Source organism: Pseudomonas sp. P5_B3, from assembly GCF_056400405.1.
Map to the genome: position 1 here is coordinate 137,480 of NZ_JBFULI010000001.1, position 19,297 is coordinate 156,776.

Consider the following 19,297-nt stretch of genomic DNA (forward strand, 5'->3'; position numbering starts at 1 on the left):
TCTGCACGAAAAAAGCAAAACCCCGCCAGAAAAGGCGGGGTTTTCACAAGCCTCGATGGGTTGAGGCATATCCGGACACTATCACAGCTCAAAAAATATACAAGTCATGGCCCGGAGCCCTGTTTGCGCTGCGAGGCCTGCGCACAAATCACGCGTCTACGCTCGTCATCGGCCGAACGCCATTCGCGGATGTCTTCGACGTGACGGAAACAGCCCAGGCAGACTTTCCGCTCGTCCAGCCGGCACACACCGCTGCAGGGCGACGGTACCGCCGGGCTGACGTTGCTGTAGAGCGGCTTGGGAGCACGGACAGGTGCAGGCTGGGTCACGATCTCACAGGCCTTCGAAATCGAGCTCGACACCAGCCTGCTGCTGGACGATACGCTCGAGCATCTCACCCAACTGCTCTTCGCTCTTGTCGCACATCCAGCGCTCGCTTTCTTCGTCGTAGTCGAAGTGGAAACCACCGGACACCGCCGCCAGCCACAGCTGACGCAGCGGCTCCTGGCGACTGAAGATCAACTGGCTGCCGTTCTCGAACTTGACGGTCAGCACACCGGCCGAGCTTTCGAGGTCGATATCCAGGTCGCTCTCGTCAAAGATGTCCTCCAGGGTTTGCTGGGTGGCATCGACCAGGTCATGGAAACGCGCTTCGGACAAACTCATTACGGCAACCTCAAAAAGTGTCTGATCAGGCTCAAGCGCCGCAAGATACGACCGAGCCCCGTCGATTGCAAAGGATAACGACCTGTGGGAGCGATGTGCTTGCGGCCAAGCCCCGCCGGACGGGCGGTCCGTTGCATAGGCAAGCTGCCGGGTGGCCGGTATACTCCGGCGCAATTAATGCTTTTTCAAGGATTTCGCCATGAAGCGCCTGATCTCTTCCCTTGCTGCAATCGTCGCGGTTGCCTGCCTTGTGTCGGCCTGTGGTCAAAAAGGCCCGCTGTATCTGCCTGACGAAAATCAGGACCCTGCCGAGCAGGCCATATCGTCGCAACAGCAGCCTGCATCGAAAGCACACAAGCACGACGTCTACCAATAAGGGAACCTCATGGACGCTTTTAACTACCGTGACGGTGAACTGTTCGCGGAAGGTGTTGCCCTGTCTGCCATCGCCGAGCGCTTTGGTACACCGACCTACGTTTACTCCCGCGCGCACATCGAAGCCCAATACCTGGCTTACGCCGATGCACTGGCCGGCACGCCGCACCTGGTGTGCTACGCGGTCAAGGCCAACTCCAACCTGGGTGTGCTGAATGTCCTGGCGCGCCTGGGCGCCGGTTTCGACATCGTCTCCCGTGGCGAGCTGGAACGCGTACTGGCCGCTGGCGGCAGCGCCGACAAGATTGTGTTCTCCGGCGTCGGCAAGACCCGTGACGACATGCGTCGCGCACTGGAAGTCGGCGTGCACTGCTTCAACGTCGAATCCACCGACGAGCTGGAGCGCCTGCAGGTGGTCGCCGCAGAACTGGGTGTTCGCGCGCCGATTTCGCTACGCGTTAACCCGGACGTCGATGCCGGCACCCACCCGTACATTTCCACCGGTCTCAAAGAGAACAAGTTCGGCATCGCCATCGCCGACGCCGAAGACGTGTATGTGCGTGCCGCGCAACTGCCGAACCTGGAAGTGGTTGGCGTCGATTGCCACATCGGCTCGCAACTGACCACCCTGCCTCCATTCATCGACGCTCTCGACCGCCTGCTGGGCCTGGTCGACCGCCTCGGCGATTGCGGCATCTACCTGCGTCACATCGATCTCGGTGGTGGCCTGGGCGTGCGATACAAGGACGAAGAGCCGCCACTGGCTGCCGACTACATCAAGGCCGTGCGCGAGCGTCTCGACGGTCGTGACCTGGCGCTGGTGTTCGAGCCGGGCCGCTTCATCGTGGCCAACGCCGGTGTATTGCTGACCCAGGTCGAATACCTCAAGCACACCGAGCACAAAGACTTCGCCATCGTCGACGCCGCCATGAACGACCTGATCCGCCCGGCGCTGTACCAGGCCTGGATGGACGTCACTGCCGTGCGCCCGCGCACCTCCGCTGCCCGCGCCTACGACATCGTCGGCCCGATCTGCGAGACTGGCGACTTCCTGGCCAAGGATCGTCAACTTGCACTGGAAGAAGGCGACCTGCTGGCCGTGCATTCGGCCGGTGCCTACGGGTTTGTCATGAGTTCCAACTACAACACCCGCGGCCGTACCGCTGAAGTGTTGGTGGACGGTGATCAGGCATTTGAAGTGCGTCGCCGCGAGACGGTAGCCGAGTTGTTTGCTGGCGAAAGCCTGCTGCCGGAGTAAAACCATGCTGCTGCGTTTTACCAAGATGCACGGCCTGGGCAATGACTTCATGGTCCTCGACCTGGTCAGCCAGCACGCACACATTCTGCCCAAGCACGCCAAGCAATGGGGTGACCGGCACACCGGCATCGGTTTCGACCAGTTGCTGATCGTTGAAGCGCCGAGCAACCCGGACGTGGACTTCCGCTATCGGATCTTCAACTCCGACGGTTCCGAAGTGGAACAGTGTGGCAACGGTGCGCGCTGTTTCGCCCGCTTCGTACTGGACAAGCGCCTGACCGCAAAACGGCAGATCCGCGTCGAGACCAAAAGCGGCGTCATCGAACTGGACGTGCGAAACGACGGCCAGATCAGCGTCAATATGGGCGCCCCGCGTCTGGTGCCTGCGGATATTCCGTTCCAGGCGCCGGAGCAGGCCAAGAGTTATCAGGTCGACGTCGACGGCATCCCGGTCGATCTGGCTGCCGTGTCCATGGGCAACCCCCATGCCGTGCTGCGGGTCAGCGATATCAACAATGCGCCGGTGCATGAACTGGGGCCGAAAATCGAACATCACCCGCGCTTCCCGGCACGGGTCAATGTCGGTTTTCTCCAGGTCATCGACCGGAGCCGCGCGCAGTTGCGCGTCTGGGAGCGTGGAGCCGGGGAAACCCAGGCTTGCGGAACCGGCGCCTGTGCCGCCGCAGTGGCCGCGATCAGCCAGGGGTGGATGGATTCGCCGCTATTGATCGACCTGCCAGGCGGGCGTCTCTCCATCGAATGGGCAGGCCCTGGCCAACCGGTGATGATGACCGGCCCGGCAGTGCGCGTATATGAAGGACAAGTGCGTCTTTGAGTGAGCGAAATCCATGACCGACAAGCCTCAGGTACCCGCACGACAAGCTGACGAATCACCGTCCGAAAGCCTGGAGGCGGCGGCTGTTGCCGCGTACCTGGAGGCTCATCCGGACTTCTTCGTCGAGCACGAAGAACTGCTCCCGTCCCTGCGTATTCCCCATCGACGCGGCGATACCGTGTCGCTGGTCGAACGTCAGATGACCATCCTGCGCGACCGCAACATTGAACTGCGTCATCGCCTGTCGCATTTGATGGACGTGGCCCGGGACAACGACCGGCTGTTCGAAAAGACCCGTCGCCTGATCCTGGCGTTGATGGATGCCGCCAGCCTGGAAGACGTGGTGATGTGCGTCGAAGACAGCCTGCGCCAGGAGTTCCAGGTGCCCTTCGTCAGCCTCATCCTGCTCGGCGACAACGCCATGCCGGTCGGCCGCTGGGCCACTCACGACGAAGCACAAGTGGCCATCGGCGGCTTGCTCTCGGAAGACAAAAGCGTCAGCGGCAGCCTGCGCGAGCACGAACTGGACTTCCTGTTCGGTGAAGAACAGCGCAAGCAGATTGGCTCCACCGCCGTCGTTGTCATCAGCCACCAAGGCATCCACGGCATCCTGGCCATCGCCAGCCGTGATCCGCAGCACTACAAAAGCTCGGTGGGCACCCTGTTCCTGAGCTACATCGCTGAAGTCATGGGTCGCGTGTTGCCACGGGTCAACAACTCCCTGCGCTCGGTACGCTGAACATGGAACGACAACTGGACGCTTACTGCGAACACCTGCGCAGTGAGCGGCAGGTGTCGCCGCACACGCTATCGGCCTACCGCCGCGACCTCGATAAAGTGCTGGGCTGGTGCGTCAAACAGAACATCGGCAGCTGGGCGGCGCTGGACATCCAGCGCCTGCGCAGCCTGATTGCCCGCTTGCATGCCCAGGGCCAATCGTCCCGCAGCCTGGCGCGATTGCTGTCGGCCGTTCGCGGGCTCTATCATTACCTGAACCGCGAAGGCCTGTGCGACCACGATCCGGCCAATGGCCTCGCGCCGCCCAAAGGCGAACGCCGCCTGCCGAAAACCCTCGACACCGACCGCGCACTGCAACTGCTTGAGGGCGGGGTCGAGGATGACTTTCTGGCACGTCGGGACCAGGCGATTCTGGAGCTGTTCTATTCCTCCGGGCTGCGGTTGTCGGAGTTGACGGGGCTCAATCTCGACCAGCTCGACCTGGCTGACGGTATGGTCCAGGTACTCGGCAAAGGCAGCAAGACCCGTCTGCTGCCGGTAGGAAAAAAGGCCCGCGAAGCCCTGGAGCAGTGGTTGCCACTGCGGGCCATGGCCAACCCGGCAGACGATGCGGTGTTTGTCAGCCAACAAGGTCGCCGTCTCGGTCCGCGGGCGATCCAGGTGCGGGTCAAGGCTGCCGGCGAACGCGAATTGGGGCAAAACCTGCATCCGCACATGCTGCGGCACTCCTTCGCCAGCCATTTACTGGAGTCCTCCCAGGACCTGCGCGCGGTGCAGGAACTGCTCGGACACTCGGACATCAAGACCACGCAGATCTACACCCACCTGGACTTCCAGCATCTGGCAGCGGTCTACGACAGCGCCCACCCACGGGCCAAACGCATGAAAGGCGACGATTCATGAGTATTCAGTTGATCACCTTCGACCTCGACGACACCCTGTGGGACACCGCCCCCGTGATCGTCAGTGCCGAAGCCGTTTTGCGTGAGTGGCTGACCGAGCACGCGCCCAACCTTGGGGCTGTGCCGGTAGAGCATCTGTGGGCTATTCGCGAGCGTGTATTGAGCAACGAGCCAAGCCTCAAGCACCGCATCAGCGCGTTGCGTCGGCGGGTGCTGTTCCATGCGCTGGAAGAGTCCGGTTACGGGCATGACGAGGCGTCGGATCTGGCGGACAAGAGTTTTGAAGTGTTTCTGCACGCCCGCCATCAGATCGATGTGTTTCCGGAGGTCGAACCGACCCTGGAAATCCTCGCCAACCATTACGCCCTTGGCGTGGTCACCAATGGCAACGCCGATGTGCGTCGACTGGGCCTGGCGGATTACTTCAAATTTGCGCTGTGCGCCGAAGACATCGGCATCGCCAAACCCGATGCGCGACTGTTCCAGGAGGCCTTGCGGCGCGGTGGTGCGACCGCTGAATCGGCGGTGCACATTGGCGATCATCCAGGCGATGACATTGCCGGTGCGCAGCAGGCGGGAATGCGGGCGATCTGGTTCAACCCGGCGGGCAAGGTCTGGGAAGCCGAGCGCTTGCCCGATGCGGAGATTCGCAGCCTGACCGATTTGCCGGCGTTGCTGGCGAGTTGGAACAAGACTTTGGCCTGACACAAAACCTGTGGGAGCGAGCTTGCTCGCGATAGCGGTGGATCAGCTGACATAAATCGTGAATGTAATGCCCCCATCGCGAGCAAGCTCGCTCCCACAGGGATTACCACACATTCTGAAATTTGTTTCAGGCACGAAAAAGCCCGCAGCGACGGCGGGCTTTTTCAGCAAGCAGGTAGCAGCCTCAGATAGGCCGGCTGCCGTACTTGTTGTCAGGTTTCTTGGGCGGATCGGCGACCACATTGGCCTCCACTTCCTGCACCTTGCCACCCTTGGCCAAAAACTCCTCCATGGCCCGCGCGAGAGCATCGCGTTCCTTGTTCTTGGCTTCGACACTCGGCAACTCATCGATCGATACCGCTGCCTTGGCCTTGCCTTTGGCGGTCGGAACCGGCGCATCACCGCCGTCGTCTTCAGCGACGTCTTCCGCCGCAGCTTCCAGACCTTCTTCGGTTTCGTCTTCGTCGCCTACTTCGAGGTCGTCGTTTTCCAGATCATCGTCGCTCATGTTCTACCTCATGACTTGCGAAAAGCAGATTAGTTATAGCCCAGCTTTGCCCTCTGTCGAAGGCTGCCGGAAAAAAATCAACAGCCGCTGCTGACCAGCGGTTATGCCCCTTCACCGTGCACGGTGGCGAGGACTTTACGGGCACCGCCATGATCACGGTGCTCGCCCAGGTAAACGCCTTGCCAGGTTCCCAACGCCAACCGGCCCGCCGAAATCGGCAAACTGAGCTGACAGCCAAGCACGCTGGCCTTGAAATGCGCCGGGAGGTCGTCCAGGCCTTCGTCGTTATGCTCATAGCCGCCTGTTCCTTGTGGGATCAGACGATTGAAAAATCGTTCGAAGTCGCGACGTACCGCCGGATCGGCGTTCTCGTTGATGGTCAACGACGCCGAGGTATGCTGCAGCCACAAATGCAACAGACCGACCCGACACGCCTTGAGTTCAGGCAAGCCGGCGAGTAACTCGTCCGTTACCAGATGAAAGCCCCGGGGCCTCGCCCGCAAGGTAATCAGAGTCTGTTGCCACATACAGTTCTCCGCACGTTCGGGGCGCATTCTAGCGCGCTCTGGGAAAAAACAAAGGCCCTAATATTCCTTCATTCCTGTAAGCCTTCGACCGCACAAAAACACCCGGCGCAAACATCGCAAAACCTATAGGAAAAAACCTTTCAGCTCAGCTTTCAATGACAAATTCCAGACAAAAAAATGCCCGGCAAGCCGGGCAAGTTTTTTACGGGCGTGCTTACAAGTTGTAGCCGCGCTCGTTGTGAAGCGCCAGATCGATGCCGACCGCTTCTTCTTCTTCGTTGATGCGCAGGCCCATGACCGCATCCAGCACCTTGAGGATGATGAATGTGGCGATCGCGGTGTAGATCACCGTAAAGCCCACGCCTTTGCACTGAATCCACACTTGTGCGGCGATGTCGGTGACAGTGCCGAAGCCGCCCAGGGACGGCGCAGCGAACACACCAGTCAGGATTGCGCCGAGGATACCGCCGATACCGTGCACACCGAAGGCGTCCAGGGAGTCGTCATAGCCGAGCTTGCGCTTCAGGGTGGTCGCGCAGAAGAAGCACACCACGCCAGCCGCCAGACCGATGACCAGCGCGCCCATCGGGCCAACGGTGCCGGCAGCCGGGGTGATTGCCACCAGACCGGCAACCACGCCAGATGCGATACCCAATGCGCTAGGTTTGCCGTGGGTGACCCACTCGGCAAACATCCAGCCCAGTGCCGCAGCGGCGGTTGCGATTTGCGTCACCAGCATCGCCATACCGGCGGTGCCGTTGGCCGCAGCGGCGGAACCGGCGTTGAAACCGAACCAGCCGACCCACAGCATGGCCGCGCCCATCAGGGTGTAACCGAGGTTGTGCGGCGCCATCGGCGTGGACGGGAAACCTTTGCGCTTGCCCAGCACCAGGCAGGCAACCAGACCGGCCACACCGGCGTTGATGTGCACCACGGTGCCGCCGGCGAAGTCCAGAACGCCCCAGTCCCACAACAGGCCACCGTTACCGGACCAGACCATGTGCGCAATCGGCGCGTAAACCAGGGTGAACCACACGCCCATGAAGACCAGCATCGCGGAGAACTTCATCCGCTCGGCGAAGGCGCCGACGATCAACGCCGGGGTGATGATCGCGAAGGTCATCTGGAAGGTGACGAACACCGCCTCCGGGAACAGCGCCGCAGGCCCGGTCAGGCTGGCTGGCGTGATGCCGGCGAGGAATGCCTTGCCCATGCCGCCGACGAACGAGTTGAAGTTGACGACGCCCTGCTCCATGCCCGTGGTGTCGAACGCGATGCTGTAGCCATAAATGACCCACAGGACGCTGATCAGACCGGTAATGGCGAAGCACTGCATCATCACGGAAAGAATGTTTTTCGACCGAACCATACCGCCGTAGAACAGCGCGAGGCCGGGAATGGTCATGAACAGCACCAAGGCTGTCGAGGTCATCATCCAGGCGGTGTCGCCGGAGTTGAGGACTGGGGCCGCCACTTCGTCTGCCGCCATGGCCAGGCTGGGCATTACGAGGGACAACAGGGCTCCTAGCCCTGCGAATTTACGCAGAGTCATATTGTTTTCTCCTGGGGCGTTGGGTTTGTGGCCGCTTAGATTGCGTCGGTATCGGTTTCGCCGGTACGGATGCGAATCGCCTGTTCCAGATTGACCACGAAGATCTTGCCGTCACCGATCTTGCCGGTGTTGGCCGCCTTGGTGATGGCCTCGATTACCCGGTCCAGATCCTTGTCGTCGATGGCGACGTCGATCTTCACCTTGGGCAGGAAATCGACCACGTATTCCGCGCCGCGATACAGCTCGGTGTGACCCTTCTGCCGACCAAAGCCTTTGACTTCAGTGACGGTAATGCCCTGCACGCCGATCTCGGACAGCGACTCGCGTACGTCGTCCAGCTTGAACGGCTTGATGATGGCAGTGACTAGCTTCATGAAAACTCTCTCCCGAATTGGTGGACTTGCCCCAGGAAAACAAACCCGTCTCAAGTCTAAGCGCAGTGCCTGGCTTTGTAACGCATCGTCGGCCTTACCTGCCCGTCCGACGCCAGCTAACCGCTCCTTGCGAAACACTCCCCGCGTTCCGCCTGGCGCACTGCATTCGTCACAGCGACTGCATCAGTGCATGGGTTACCAGCATCTAAGCAGAAAGCTTGCCATCTCCACAAAACTGACTGTTTTCAAGTCTTTACCGGCGGATAGTGAATACTTAGCGACAACACCCGGCACGTTACGCACAACAACGGTGCGAGGCCGTCCGTCCCCATGCGCGAAAAGCGTGCACCGCTTGCCCGCGAAAATGACTATAGACACTGCGTGGTACACTGCCCGTCATTGTTTCCAGGACATTGCCCATGCTCGCGCCAAAAGACTTCCTCGACGCCCTGACCGGCACCGCCTCCCGCCTCTTCAGCGGCGACACGCCTCTGCCGAAAGCTGAAATCGAAAGCCAGTTCAAAATGTTGCTGCAGAGCGGCTTCAGCAAACTGGATCTGGTGAGTAGGGAAGAATTCGATAGCCAGATGGTTGTATTGGCACGCACGCGGGCTCGGCTGGAAAGTCTTGAAGCGAAAGTCGCCGAGCTTGAAGCGAAGCTCAATCCACCAGCCGAGTAACACCACGATCCCTGTGGGAGCGAGCCTGCTCGCAATTGAAGGTCGGAACGACCTTGCGCTTCACCTGTAGAGCTGCCGCAGGCTGCGATCTTTTGATCTCAAGCCCCGCAACAATCCCGGCAACGTCCTACAAAAATCACACCGCCGTCCGATTGCGTCGCGAAGTATCCGATCTCTAAGCTCATCCCCAGCTGAATATTCAGCACCGGGTTTGGCGACCTGGATAGCATCCGACGCACTGCGACCACATTCGATTCAGGGAATTATCCCATCTCGAATTATGGCGGCTGTGCGTGGGAGACCTTCAGGTCTGCCGGTTTGTCCGGATGCACCGGTTCGCCAACCCGCGCGCAGCTGCCACCCTTTCGTTTGGCGACGAACAGAGGCAGCTTCCTTCATACGCATCCGGAGTTGCAAAATGAAAGAAAGCTATCTAATCCCTCATGTCTTCACCCGCCACAAGCTCCACCTCCACGCCCTCCTGATACAAAACCAACCTTGGTTCAGCGCCCGCGACCTGGGCCGTCTGCTACGCATCTACCTCAACGACCGCCAACTCCGAAAACTCGATCCCGACCAATACCAAACAGCCAAAACCCTAATCCACGGACACATCGAAAACACCCTGCTGATCAGCGAATCCGGCGTCTACGCCATGCTCGTCTATCACTACTGCCCCGAGTACCGAGCGTTACGTGAATGGCTCACCCACGAAGTTGTTCCCGCCCTGCGAGATGCCCAATACCCCACCACAACCGAACGCCCGCAACTGAGCCTGCTCAACTGGCCGGAAATGTCGTTGAGTTTGCTGCACTGGAACAACCAGCCGTGGATTCGGTTGCAGGATGTGCCGCAACTATTGCCTGATCCGGTTACTCCCAGGCCTGCTATCAATGCGCCTTGGTGGAAAAGAGCCGCGAAGATGCTTCACGCATTCTGAATAAAAAACCCCACGCTTTCGGCGTGGGGTTCAATAAATCCAAGACAACAATCAGGCGCAGTGCGCAAGTCGCTCAACCTGATCCCGGATCGCAGCCCCTCGTTCGATTTCGGCTTTGCGCAAATCGTAAGTCGATTGCAGGTCCAGCCAAAACTCAGGGGTCGTGTCCAGACAAATAGAAAGCCTGAGAGCCATATCAGCACTGATTCCTCGACGCTGGAGCACGATATCGTTCACCGTGGGTGTCGAAACGCTCAGCGCTCTGGCCAATGCTGCAGCCGTAAGGCTCAGAGGCTCCAGGTATTCCTCTTTGAGGATCTCGCCAGGGTGAACCGGGCGCATACCATTCTTAGTCATTACTCACATCAGTGATAATCGACGAATTCGACATTCTCTGGTCCGCTAGCCCCCCCCAAATGAAGCAAATTCGCCATTGAGCGTTGATACGGATGCTGTACTGACCTTTTCGATTTCCCTCCAACGCTTCCAGGCGATTATCCGGTGGAGATCGAAGATCTACGTGGGAGCGAGCCTGCTTGCGATAAAGTCGGAACGACCTTCAGATTTACCTGTAGGAATTGCCGAGCCTGAGATCTTTCCGCCCGCAGTAATCCCGGCAATGCCCTACAACGTTCTCGTCCGCGGTCTGATTGCGCCTCAAAGCCACCCTTTCTAAGCTCACTTCTCAAAGCGCGAGCGCTGCACTCGCTCGGAAAAAATTCAGTCCAGCTTGAATAATGGATTATGACAAGTGCGATACACCCAAAGGAATGTTCATAACACCACAAGGAGCAATGCCCATGGAAACCTATAAGGCTCTGATTGCCGCTTTCACATTGACTGCACTTTATACAGGCCCAGTTGTCGCGGGACCACCTGTAACGGTCACATTTAAGAATCTTGGAACCCAGACTGCAACGTACACCCCTATATCCAACAACGAAGCTATAACGAAAGCAAACGCATCACCTACTCCACAAGCGTCCGTGATCGCAAATAGCACAGACACCTACACCATACAAAGCCTGATATCGCCTGATTACAACCATGCTAACTTACGATATCAAATTGGCAACAAAAAATGCGTTTACCTGGCTACATTTGTGGCCGCTACTGGCTCAGGCGCGAGCAAAATTCCAAAATGGAATAATACGGCCACACCTAGTGGCGGGGCCACCTGCACCATAAAAGTGACTAAAACAAATCCGTCCTCCTATGCTTGGTCAGTAGAAATCACCATGAAGTAAAGCATATAGCGACCTCTAAGGTGCGCGTAAGGTTTTGCTAAAGCATCAACATCATTAGACGATATATCATATTTTAGTCTTCGAGCAGGGAGTGGCAATAAATGGTTAATTCACCAATCAACTTTGCAGCTAACAGCGGCACAGCGCTGGCTGGAGCAAAAACATTGACAGCGACTCCCAGCAAAACACCAGCTGTCAACCAAAGCACACCCCAAGGCCCATCTGGCGACGTACGAGACAGCAGTACCGTTTCCACGCTAGCGAACCAGTTGAGCGAAGCCTCAGTACGCGCACAGGCCCGGGATGTGCGCCTCACTAGAGCGGAACTGGGTTCGATGGCTAGAAATACACTCAACGAGTTGGAGAGCGCCAATTACACTGCCAACAAATCAAAATACGATGCTGAAGCTCCCGACTCAGATAACCCCACATTATTAGCGCGTGCCAAAAATGCAACACAGTATACAAACGGGCTCGGCAGAAATCCGTTTTCTGGAATGCCCATGGATCAACTAGCCTTAATCACTTACGATGACAGCGACACCTTTACCGTCAATGAAAGACGGGCAGCACTGGAAGAATCAGCCAAACAAGAGTACGCATGGCGAAAGAAAGTGGTGGCCGAAGCAGAATATGAATATAACAACACTGGAAAGCTCACCAAATTCTTCCAAAGTGTCCTCGACCATTACAAGGGTCTGCCCCCAGTGGAGCAAGCTCAGTATCCAAACAACTACGAAACCAAGCTTAATGACTGGATAGATTTGGACTTCAACTATTTTACGCATATCGCGGAAGGTAAAAACAAGATGGATACCGAGAGCTTCACCAGAAAAATCATAGAGGGTGACAGCAGCTTGTTCGACAACATAATTCCTTCCAAAGAAACTGTCGCAACATAAGTTATTTTATTTTACAAACTGAATAAATCCGAGAGGTCAAATACGTGCGATAAGTTTCGCAGGCGATCCTTATGCAATTCGCAAACGGTGTTGAGGAGTGCGATTGCTCAGGAGATGGGTTTGCCACCGCAGCCGAACGCAGCGTTTGGCTGCTGTTAAAGATCGTGGCTTCTGCAACATTCTGCGAACGTTTCCCTACTCTCCGACCAGACTCCACGACTACCCTTCAACAACCCGCAGGAAGCGGCCCCGTTTAGCTCAAGGAACGACCATGTCCCTCTCCATCGTACACAGCCGCGCTCAGGTCGGCGTGGAAGCGCCAGCCGTCACTGTTGAAGTCCATCTGGCTAATGGCTTGCCGTCGCTGACCATGGTCGGCCTGCCCGAGGCGGCAGTGAAGGAAAGCAAGGACCGAGTGCGCAGTGCGATCATCAATTCGGGGCTGCAATTTCCGGCGCGACGCATCACGTTGAATCTGGCGCCGGCGGATTTGCCTAAGGATGGCGGGCGATTCGATCTGGCGATTGCCCTGGGGATTCTCTCGGCCAGCGTGCAGGTGCCGACGCTGACACTGGATGATGTGGAGTGTTTGGGCGAGTTGGCGCTTTCCGGCGCAGTGCGGCCGGTCCGCGGGGTGTTACCGGCGGCATTGGCGGCGCGCAAGGCCGGGCGCTGGTTGATGGTACCGCAGGCGAATGCCGAGGAGGCCTGCCTGGCGTCGGGGTTGAAGGTCATCGCAGTGGACCATCTGCTGCAGGCAGTGGCGCATTTCAATGGGCACACACCTATCGAGCCTTACGTTTCCAATGGGTTGCTCTACGCCAGCAAACCCTATCCCGACTTGAATGAAGTTCAGGGGCAAATGGCAGCCAAACGCGCACTGCTGATTGCGGCAGCGGGTGCACATAACCTGCTGTTCAGCGGGCCACCGGGTACGGGCAAGACGCTATTGGCGAGCCGATTGCCAGGGCTGCTGCCACCTCTGGCCGAGAACGAAGCACTGGAAGTTGCAGCGATTCAATCGGTCGCCAGTTGTGTGCCGCTGAGTCATTGGCCGCAACGACCGTTTCGCCAACCTCATCACTCTGCCTCCGGCCCGGCACTGGTGGGCGGCGGTTCGAAACCGCAACCCGGCGAAATCACCCTCGCTCACCATGGCGTGCTGTTCCTCGATGAACTCCCGGAATTTGATCGCAAGGTATTGGAGGTGTTGAGAGAGCCACTGGAGTCCGGCCACATCGTGATTTCCCGCGCCAAGGACCGCGTGCGTTTTCCGGCGCGCTTTCAACTGGTCGCCGCGATGAATCCCTGCCCCTGTGGATATCTTGGCGAACCGAGCGGCCGTTGCTCCTGTACACCGGACATGGTTCAGCGCTATCGCAACAAGTTGTCCGGGCCCTTGCTGGACCGCATCGACCTGCACCTGACCGTAGCCCGGGAAAGCACGGCGCTGAATCCGATCAAAACCGGTGACGACACAACCAGCGCTTCTGCCCTGGTCGCCCAGGCAAGGGAGCGCCAGCAACAACGCCAGGGCTGCGCCAACGCCTTTCTCGACCTGCCAGGGCTACGCCAGCATTGCGCGCTGTCCAAAGCAGATGAAGGCTGGCTGGAAAGCGCCTGCGAGCGACTGACCCTTTCGCTTCGTGCTGCTCACCGTCTACTGAAAGTCGCCCGTACCCTGGCGGATCTGGAACAAGTAGACGCTATCGGTCGCAGCCACGTAGCCGAAGCACTGCAATATCGGCCATCAGCCTCCAGCTAGAGACTCGACAGATTGGCATCGAGTGCGCCCGTACATCCCGGGTGCCTTGCCGCGCGACTGGTTTTTCGCCCAATGATGACATCAGCCTGGTAGTAGCCCGGGGTAACAGGGTTAACGATAGACAGGATGACGGCGGCAGAGCTCCACCACTTGTTCGCGCACGTGGTGCCCGACCCTCTCGCTGTCGCCGTTTTCCAGGGCGTCCAGTACGTCGCACAACCAGCCCGCCAATTGTTCACATTCGATCACGCCGAAACCACGGGTGGTGATGGCTGGGGTACCGATGCGCAGCCCGGAGGTCACGAACGGTGAGCGCGGGTCATTGGGCACCGAGTTTTTATTTGCAGTGATATAGGCACTACTCAGGGCTGCATCGGCTTCCTTGCCGGTGTAAGTCCTGTCGGACAGGTCGATTAGCATCATATGGTTATCGGTGCCACCGGAAACGATCTTGTAACCGCGTTCTTGCAGCACGGCCGCCATGGCCCGGGCGTTGATCACCACTTGGGTCTGATAGGTTTTGAACTCGGGCCTCAGTGCTTCCTTGAAGGCGACGGCCTTGGCGGCGATCTGGTGCATCAATGGGCCACCCTGGACACCCGGGAATACCGCAGAATCGAGCTTTTTGTAGAACGCTTCATCTTGCCCCTTGGACAATATCAAGCCACCCCGTGGGCCCCGCAGGGTCTTGTGCGTGGTGCTGGTGACCACATGGGCGTGCGGCAATGGGTCCGGGTATTCTCCCGCGGCGACCAACCCTGCGACGTGGGCCATGTCGACCCAGAAAATGGCCCCGACCTTGTCGGCAATGGCCCGCATGCGCGCCCAGTCCTTGTACCGGGAGTAGGCGGAAAAACCACCGATCAGCATCTTCGGCCGGGTTTCCAGGGCGATACGCTCCATCTCGTCGTAGTCGAGAAGGCCCGTCTGCGGGTCAAGGCCATAAGGAACGATCTTGTAATGACGGCCCGAGAAGTTTGAAGGGTTACCGTGGGTCAGGTGGCCGCCTTGGGCCAGGTTCATGCCCATCACCGTGTCGCCGGGATTGATCAGTGCCAGGAATACCGCGGCGTTCGCCTGCGCACCTGCATGCGGTTGTACGTTGGCGTAGTCGCAGTTGAACAGGGCCTTGACCCGCTCGATGGCCAGGCGTTCGGCCACATCGACATACTCACAGCCGCTGTAGTAGCGCTTGCCTGGATAACCTTCGGCGTATTTATTGGTGAGCACGGTGCTCTGGATTTTCATCACCAAAGGGCTGGCGTAATTTTCGGAAGCGATCAGTTCGACGTGGTCTTCCTGACGATGTTCTTCGTTATGAATCGCCTCACACAGCTCGGCGTCGAATGCTTCAAGGGTCAGCGTTGAGTCGTACATCGGATTGGCTTCCTGTAGAGCTGGATCAAAGATGTTAAGGGGGTGTCAGCGGCGACTACTCATCACTTCCCGGACAGGCATCCGCGGTCGGCCAGTAGTAGGCATCCGGCATGGCACGTGCGCCGAAGATGGCCTGACCGACACGTACCACAGTGGCCCCTTCTTCAATGGCGACTTCGAAATCACCGGACATGCCCATGGACAGTTCCTCCAGCCCGACGCCCGCCGGAGCGTGCTGGCGCAAACGCTCGCGCAATTCGCGCAGCCGTACAAAGCAAGGGCGGACACGGACCACGTCGGCCGAAAACAGCGCCAGCGTCATCAACCCGCGTACTCGTAACGCCGAGAACGTCGGCAGGGTGTACAAAAAGTCCGCGACGGCTTCGGGCGCCAAGCCATATTTGCTGGCTTCACCGGAGGTATTGACCTGAATGAACACATCCAGTTGGCGCCCCTCGATGTGCAGGCGACGATCCAGGGCCTCGGCCACTCGCAGGCTGTCCAGCGCCTGAAACTCACTGGCAAAACGCGCCACCTGCTTGGCCTTGTTGATTTGCAGGTGGCCGATAACCGACCATTGCAGGTCGGCAATGTCGCTCATGGCTTGCCACTTGCGCTGAGCTTCCTGCACCTTGTTCTCACCGAGCAGGCGGCAGCCGGCGGCGTAGGCCAGACGCAGATGAGCTTCGTCAAAGGTTTTGCTGACCGGCAACAGACGCACACTCGCCGGGTCACGTCCGACCCGCTGACAGGCGTTAGTGATTCGCTGCTGCACGGCCGCCAGGTTGCGGCGAAAATCTTCGACGCTGGTGGCCTGTGGGTAACGGCCATGACGCTCGTGCAGGGTGACGGTTTCTTCCAGTTGATCGAGCATCAATGGGTGACTCCTTTGGTCGTCACAACAGCGTCGGCAGCCGGAATGACCACCGTCTCACGACGCGGTAAACGGGCATTGAGCAAGGCGTAGGCCGCCAGACCGATCAGCACCCCCCAGAACGCCCCACCAACCCCCAGCAAGGTGATGTTCGCGGCGGATGCCAGAAAGGTGATCAGCGAGGCTTCGCGGGTTTTGACGTCGGCCATGGCGCTGGCCAGGCTGGCGCCGATAGTGCCGAGCAGGGCCAGCCCGGCCAGCGTCGTAATGAAGGTGGCCGGTAATGCCATGAACACTGCGGCGAGGGTCACCCCGAAAATCCCTACGAAGATGTAGAACACGCCTGCGGCAACCCCGGCGATCCATCGCTTGGACGGATCCTCCGAGGCTTCTTTACCGGTGCAGATGGCCGCCGTGATGGCCGCAATGTTGAAGGCATGACAACCGAATGGCGCCATCAGCAAGGAGCCCAGCCCCGTGACAGTCAGGATGGGATTAGCGCTGGTACTGAAGCCATCGTTGCGCAGCACCAGCATGCCTGGCATGTATTGGCCGGTGAGGGTGATCAGGAACAGCGGCAGTGCCACACTGAGCAGCGCATTGATCGAAAACTCAGGCTGGGTGAATACCGGTGCCGCGAATTGCAGCGCCAGCCCCGACAGCTCTACACGGCCCTGCGTCAGAAGAAACGCCAGCCCCAGCACCAGAATGCCCACCACCGCATAGCGCGCGGTAAAGCGCTTGAGCACAACGTAAGCGGCAATCAGCAACCCGACCAACACTGGGTCAAGGCTCATGCCACCAAACGCGCCAATACCGAACTGCAGCAAGATACCGGCCAGCAGGCCCGCAGCCACACCCGGCGGTATCAGGCGAATGACTTTTTCGAAGCAGCCGGACAAACCCAGCAGCACGAAGGCGGCGGCTGAAATGATGTACGCACCTACTGCCTCGGCGTAGGGCGTATTGGACAGTGCGACGACCAGAAAGGCTGCGGCGGGCGTTGACCAGGCAGTGATGATCGGTTCACGACTCACCCAACTGAGAAACAGCCCGGTAATACCCACGCCAATTGACACCGACCATACCCACGACGCCGTCATCTCGGGGCTGAGCCCGGCAACCTTGGCAGCCTGAAAGACCAGGATAAACGTGCCGCCATAGTTGACGATGACTGAAATCAGCCCGGCGACAATCGGATGCAGAAGGTCGCGTGGACGCAGGGGCGATGGGAATGCTGTAGAAGACATGATTGCTTTGCTCCTTGCAAAACGAGGCGCTGGCTTCGGTGAGGGGTGATTTATAGCGCTGAAATGGCACGTTTCGTCCCTACACTTTCTCGCTGAGGAGCAGACCACTTACCGGACCGCTTGCTGTGACTGAAGCGATCCTTGCCTCAGCCATGCACGCGGGCAAAACCCTTCATGAAGTCGGTCAACCCCTGTTCAAAATTGCTCGCAATGCACGTGATCGCCGAGCGCAAAGGCAGTGGCGAGCGGCGGATTCTACGGATAGGATGGCCTGCCTTTGCAGGCCAATTTATTAAGATCAGGCAGACCGCATGGCGAACACGTTCGAGCTGGAAACGCTGAAAATGCGCCTCAACGATGTTGAGTTTCAGCTGTTGGATCTGCACCAACGGATTCAGCGCGCATTGCGGGCATTGATCCTCGAGGGTGCCCTTGACCCGGGCTTGAAGCTGCCCGCGACCCGGGGCCTGGCCAAGTCACTCGGGATCGCCCGCGATACCGTGGAGAACGCTTACGTGCAACTGCACCGGGACGGTTTTATCGTGCGGCGCGAGGGGTCGGGCAGTTATGTCTGCCAAACGCTGGGCACCGAATTGCGCGGTGCGACGCGCCGACGCATCAAGGCACAAGCGGTCAAAAGCAGCCAGGCGGCACCGGGGGCGGGGTTGAGCCAGCGCGGGCGGATGATCCTCGACAGTGGCGGCGTGAACGATCAGCAGGTGATCAAGGCATTTGCGACCGGCCTGCCGGAAACCCGCACCTTCCCCACCGATGTCTGGGAGCGCCTGCAGCGCCAGGTGATGAAGGACTATCGCGCCAACGTGCTGTTGCACGGCGACCCGCAAGGCGCCGAGCCGCTACGCAAGGCCATCGCCACCTACTTGAACCTCGAGCGCGGGGCCAAATGCTCTCCCGACCAGATCATGGTGCTGAGCAGCACTCGCCAGGCCCTCTTTCTGTGTGCGCAGTTGCTGGTGGATGCCGGTAAACCGATCCTGCTGGAAAACCCGGGTTACTATGGCGCCAGGAAAGCCTTTGAAACCGCCGAGACCAAGGTCCTGCCTATCGATGTCGATGAACTGGGCATACGCACCGACCTGCTGTACGCCGACCGCAGCGGCGCCAATTGCGTCTATGTCACGCCGTCTCATCAATACCCCACCGGCGCGACCTTGCCGCTGGAACGTCGTCTTGAGCTGATCAACTGGGCAGCAGAAAAGGGCAAGTGGGTTATCGAAGATGACTATGACAGCGAGTTTCACTACGACGGGCAGCCGACCGCCTGCGTGCAGGGCCTGGACAAATATCAGCGCACCCTCTATTTGGGTACCTTCAGCAAGACCCTCTACCCCGGCCTGCGAATGGGTTACATGGTACTGCCCTACGAGTTGATCAAAGCCTTCACCTACGCGCGCAGCATGATGGACGGCCATACACCACAGATCCTGCAACTGACCCTGGCGCGTTTTATGGAAGACGGCCATTACAACGCCCATGTCCGGGCCATGCGCAAGCTCTATGCCGGGCGCCGATCCATCATGCTCGACGCCATTGGCAAGCACCTGGACGGCATCGTCACCGCCTTGCGCCCCCAAGGCGGACTGCAAATTCCCTGCCTGCTGCACGATGGCTGGTCGGAAGAGAAAACCATCCGCCAAGCAGCCAGCGCTGGCGTGCAGCTTTCCGGCCTCAGCCGGCTATACGCCGGCGATCAGGAGAAAAAACAAGGTTGGTTATTGGGCTACTCGTCCTTGACCGCTTATGAAATCGAAGCGGCCATGCTGCGCCTGGCCAATGCGCTGAAAACCAGGTAGGGCAGTGT

22 protein-coding genes and 1 pseudogene are annotated in these 19,297 nt (G+C 59.0%); 12 read left to right on the forward strand and 11 right to left on the reverse strand.

Features of this window, described 5'->3' with window-relative positions:
• Positions 1–104: 104 nt before the first annotated feature.
• Together AC1DRN_RS00665 and cyaY are read right to left on the reverse strand one after the other, a co-directional pair.
• Positions 105–329 carry a DUF1289 domain-containing protein gene (locus tag AC1DRN_RS00665; protein ID WP_223460331.1) on the reverse strand — a complete coding sequence of 75 codons (225 nt, stop codon included), beginning with the start codon at positions 327–329 and terminating at the stop codon, positions 105–107.
• A gap of 4 nt (positions 330–333) precedes the next feature.
• Positions 334–666 (reverse strand): iron donor protein CyaY, encoded by a 333-nt coding sequence (cyaY, locus tag AC1DRN_RS00670; protein WP_008050853.1) that lies wholly within the window; start codon positions 664–666, stop codon positions 334–336.
• A gap of 199 nt (positions 667–865) precedes the next feature.
• Here cyaY and lptM point away from each other — a divergent pair, with 199 nt between their 5' ends.
• Genes lptM through AC1DRN_RS00700 form a run of 6 tightly spaced genes read left to right on the forward strand, consistent with a single transcriptional unit; the run spans position 866 to position 5,479 of the window.
• Positions 866–1,042 (forward strand): LPS translocon maturation chaperone LptM, encoded by a 177-nt coding sequence (gene lptM, locus AC1DRN_RS00675; protein WP_218431702.1) that lies wholly within the window; start codon positions 866–868, stop codon positions 1,040–1,042.
• Between the two features lie 9 nt (positions 1,043–1,051).
• A complete protein-coding gene (gene lysA / locus AC1DRN_RS00680) occupies positions 1,052–2,299 on the forward strand; it encodes a diaminopimelate decarboxylase (RefSeq protein ID WP_457265669.1) in 1,248 nt (415 codons plus the stop codon).
• 4 nt (positions 2,300–2,303) lie between these two features.
• Positions 2,304–3,134: a diaminopimelate epimerase gene (gene dapF / locus AC1DRN_RS00685; RefSeq protein WP_223460335.1), complete on the forward strand. Its 831-nt coding sequence runs from the start codon at positions 2,304–2,306 to the stop codon at positions 3,132–3,134.
• 13 nt (positions 3,135–3,147) lie between these two features.
• Entirely contained in the window at positions 3,148–3,873 is a 726-nt protein-coding gene (locus tag AC1DRN_RS00690) for a DUF484 family protein (RefSeq protein ID WP_223460337.1), read from the forward strand.
• 2 nt (positions 3,874–3,875) lie between these two features.
• Positions 3,876–4,775 (forward strand): tyrosine recombinase XerC, encoded by a 900-nt coding sequence (gene xerC / locus AC1DRN_RS00695; protein ID WP_008015515.1) that lies wholly within the window; start codon positions 3,876–3,878, stop codon positions 4,773–4,775.
• Positions 4,772–5,479, forward strand: coding sequence for an HAD family hydrolase (locus tag AC1DRN_RS00700; RefSeq protein ID WP_223460339.1), 708 nt, complete (start codon positions 4,772–4,774; stop codon positions 5,477–5,479). The genes xerC and AC1DRN_RS00700 overlap by 4 nt, the downstream gene beginning before the upstream one ends.
• Positions 5,480–5,663: 184 nt before the next feature.
• On the opposite strand, the gene sutA is transcribed toward AC1DRN_RS00700, so the two are convergent.
• From sutA to glnK, 4 genes are all read right to left on the reverse strand, one after another.
• On the reverse strand, positions 5,664–5,987 hold the full coding sequence (gene sutA / locus AC1DRN_RS00705) for a transcriptional regulator SutA (protein WP_223460341.1): 324 nt from the start codon (positions 5,985–5,987) through the stop codon (positions 5,664–5,666).
• 101 nt (positions 5,988–6,088) lie between these two features.
• Positions 6,089–6,514 (reverse strand): secondary thiamine-phosphate synthase enzyme YjbQ, encoded by a 426-nt coding sequence (locus tag AC1DRN_RS00710; RefSeq protein WP_223460343.1) that lies wholly within the window; start codon positions 6,512–6,514, stop codon positions 6,089–6,091.
• Positions 6,515–6,728: 214 nt separating this feature from the next.
• Positions 6,729–8,066, reverse strand: a complete 1,338-nt coding sequence (locus AC1DRN_RS00715; protein ID WP_223460345.1) for an ammonium transporter — start codon at positions 8,064–8,066, stop codon at positions 6,729–6,731.
• A gap of 35 nt (positions 8,067–8,101) precedes the next feature.
• Complete coding sequence (gene glnK / locus AC1DRN_RS00720) at positions 8,102–8,440, reverse strand: P-II family nitrogen regulator (protein ID WP_002555808.1); 339 nt, start codon at positions 8,438–8,440, stop codon at positions 8,102–8,104.
• 419 nt (positions 8,441–8,859) lie between these two features.
• On the opposite strand from glnK, the gene AC1DRN_RS00725 reads away from it, so the two are divergent.
• Entirely contained in the window at positions 8,860–9,120 is a 261-nt protein-coding gene (locus AC1DRN_RS00725; protein WP_008015521.1) for an accessory factor UbiK family protein, read from the forward strand.
• 418 nt (positions 9,121–9,538) lie between these two features.
• Complete coding sequence (locus AC1DRN_RS00730) at positions 9,539–10,060, forward strand: BRO-N domain-containing protein (RefSeq protein ID WP_223460347.1); 522 nt, start codon at positions 9,539–9,541, stop codon at positions 10,058–10,060.
• 51 nt (positions 10,061–10,111) lie between these two features.
• Here AC1DRN_RS00730 and AC1DRN_RS00735 read toward each other — a convergent pair whose 3' ends face one another.
• Both AC1DRN_RS00735 and AC1DRN_RS00740 read right to left on the reverse strand, forming a co-directional pair.
• Positions 10,112–10,417, reverse strand: coding sequence for a HigA family addiction module antitoxin (locus AC1DRN_RS00735; protein WP_223460349.1), 306 nt, complete (start codon positions 10,415–10,417; stop codon positions 10,112–10,114).
• A gap of 8 nt (positions 10,418–10,425) precedes the next feature.
• Positions 10,426–10,577 (reverse strand): annotated as a pseudogene (locus AC1DRN_RS00740) (type II toxin-antitoxin system RelE/ParE family toxin); the annotation flags it as partial.
• 283 nt (positions 10,578–10,860) lie between these two features.
• On the opposite strand from AC1DRN_RS00740, the gene AC1DRN_RS00745 reads away from it, so the two are divergent.
• From AC1DRN_RS00745 to AC1DRN_RS00755, 3 genes are all read left to right on the forward strand, one after another.
• Positions 10,861–11,307, forward strand: a complete 447-nt coding sequence (locus AC1DRN_RS00745; RefSeq protein WP_223460351.1) for a hypothetical protein — start codon at positions 10,861–10,863, stop codon at positions 11,305–11,307.
• A gap of 101 nt (positions 11,308–11,408) precedes the next feature.
• Positions 11,409–12,209: a hypothetical protein gene (locus AC1DRN_RS00750; RefSeq protein WP_223460353.1), complete on the forward strand. Its 801-nt coding sequence runs from the start codon at positions 11,409–11,411 to the stop codon at positions 12,207–12,209.
• 271 nt (positions 12,210–12,480) lie between these two features.
• Positions 12,481–13,974 carry a YifB family Mg chelatase-like AAA ATPase gene (locus AC1DRN_RS00755; protein ID WP_457265670.1) on the forward strand — a complete coding sequence of 498 codons (1,494 nt, stop codon included), beginning with the start codon at positions 12,481–12,483 and terminating at the stop codon, positions 13,972–13,974.
• Positions 13,975–14,085: 111 nt separating this feature from the next.
• Here the strand turns inward: AC1DRN_RS00755 and glyA are convergent, their stop codons facing one another.
• Genes glyA through AC1DRN_RS00770 form a run of 3 tightly spaced genes read right to left on the reverse strand, consistent with a single transcriptional unit; the run spans position 14,086 to position 17,475 of the window.
• Positions 14,086–15,351 carry a serine hydroxymethyltransferase gene (glyA, locus tag AC1DRN_RS00760; RefSeq protein ID WP_223460411.1) on the reverse strand — a complete coding sequence of 422 codons (1,266 nt, stop codon included), beginning with the start codon at positions 15,349–15,351 and terminating at the stop codon, positions 14,086–14,088.
• A 55-nt stretch (positions 15,352–15,406) separates the two neighbouring features.
• Entirely contained in the window at positions 15,407–16,225 is an 819-nt protein-coding gene (locus AC1DRN_RS00765; RefSeq protein WP_223460413.1) for a YggS family pyridoxal phosphate-dependent enzyme, read from the reverse strand.
• Positions 16,225–17,475 (reverse strand): benzoate/H(+) symporter BenE family transporter, encoded by a 1,251-nt coding sequence (locus AC1DRN_RS00770; protein ID WP_223460415.1) that lies wholly within the window; start codon positions 17,473–17,475, stop codon positions 16,225–16,227. The genes AC1DRN_RS00765 and AC1DRN_RS00770 overlap by 1 nt, the downstream gene beginning before the upstream one ends.
• A 311-nt stretch (positions 17,476–17,786) precedes the next feature.
• On the opposite strand from AC1DRN_RS00770, the gene pdxR reads away from it, so the two are divergent.
• Entirely contained in the window at positions 17,787–19,289 is a 1,503-nt protein-coding gene (gene pdxR, locus AC1DRN_RS00775) for a MocR-like pyridoxine biosynthesis transcription factor PdxR (protein ID WP_223460417.1), read from the forward strand.
• Positions 19,290–19,297 lie beyond the last annotated feature (8 nt).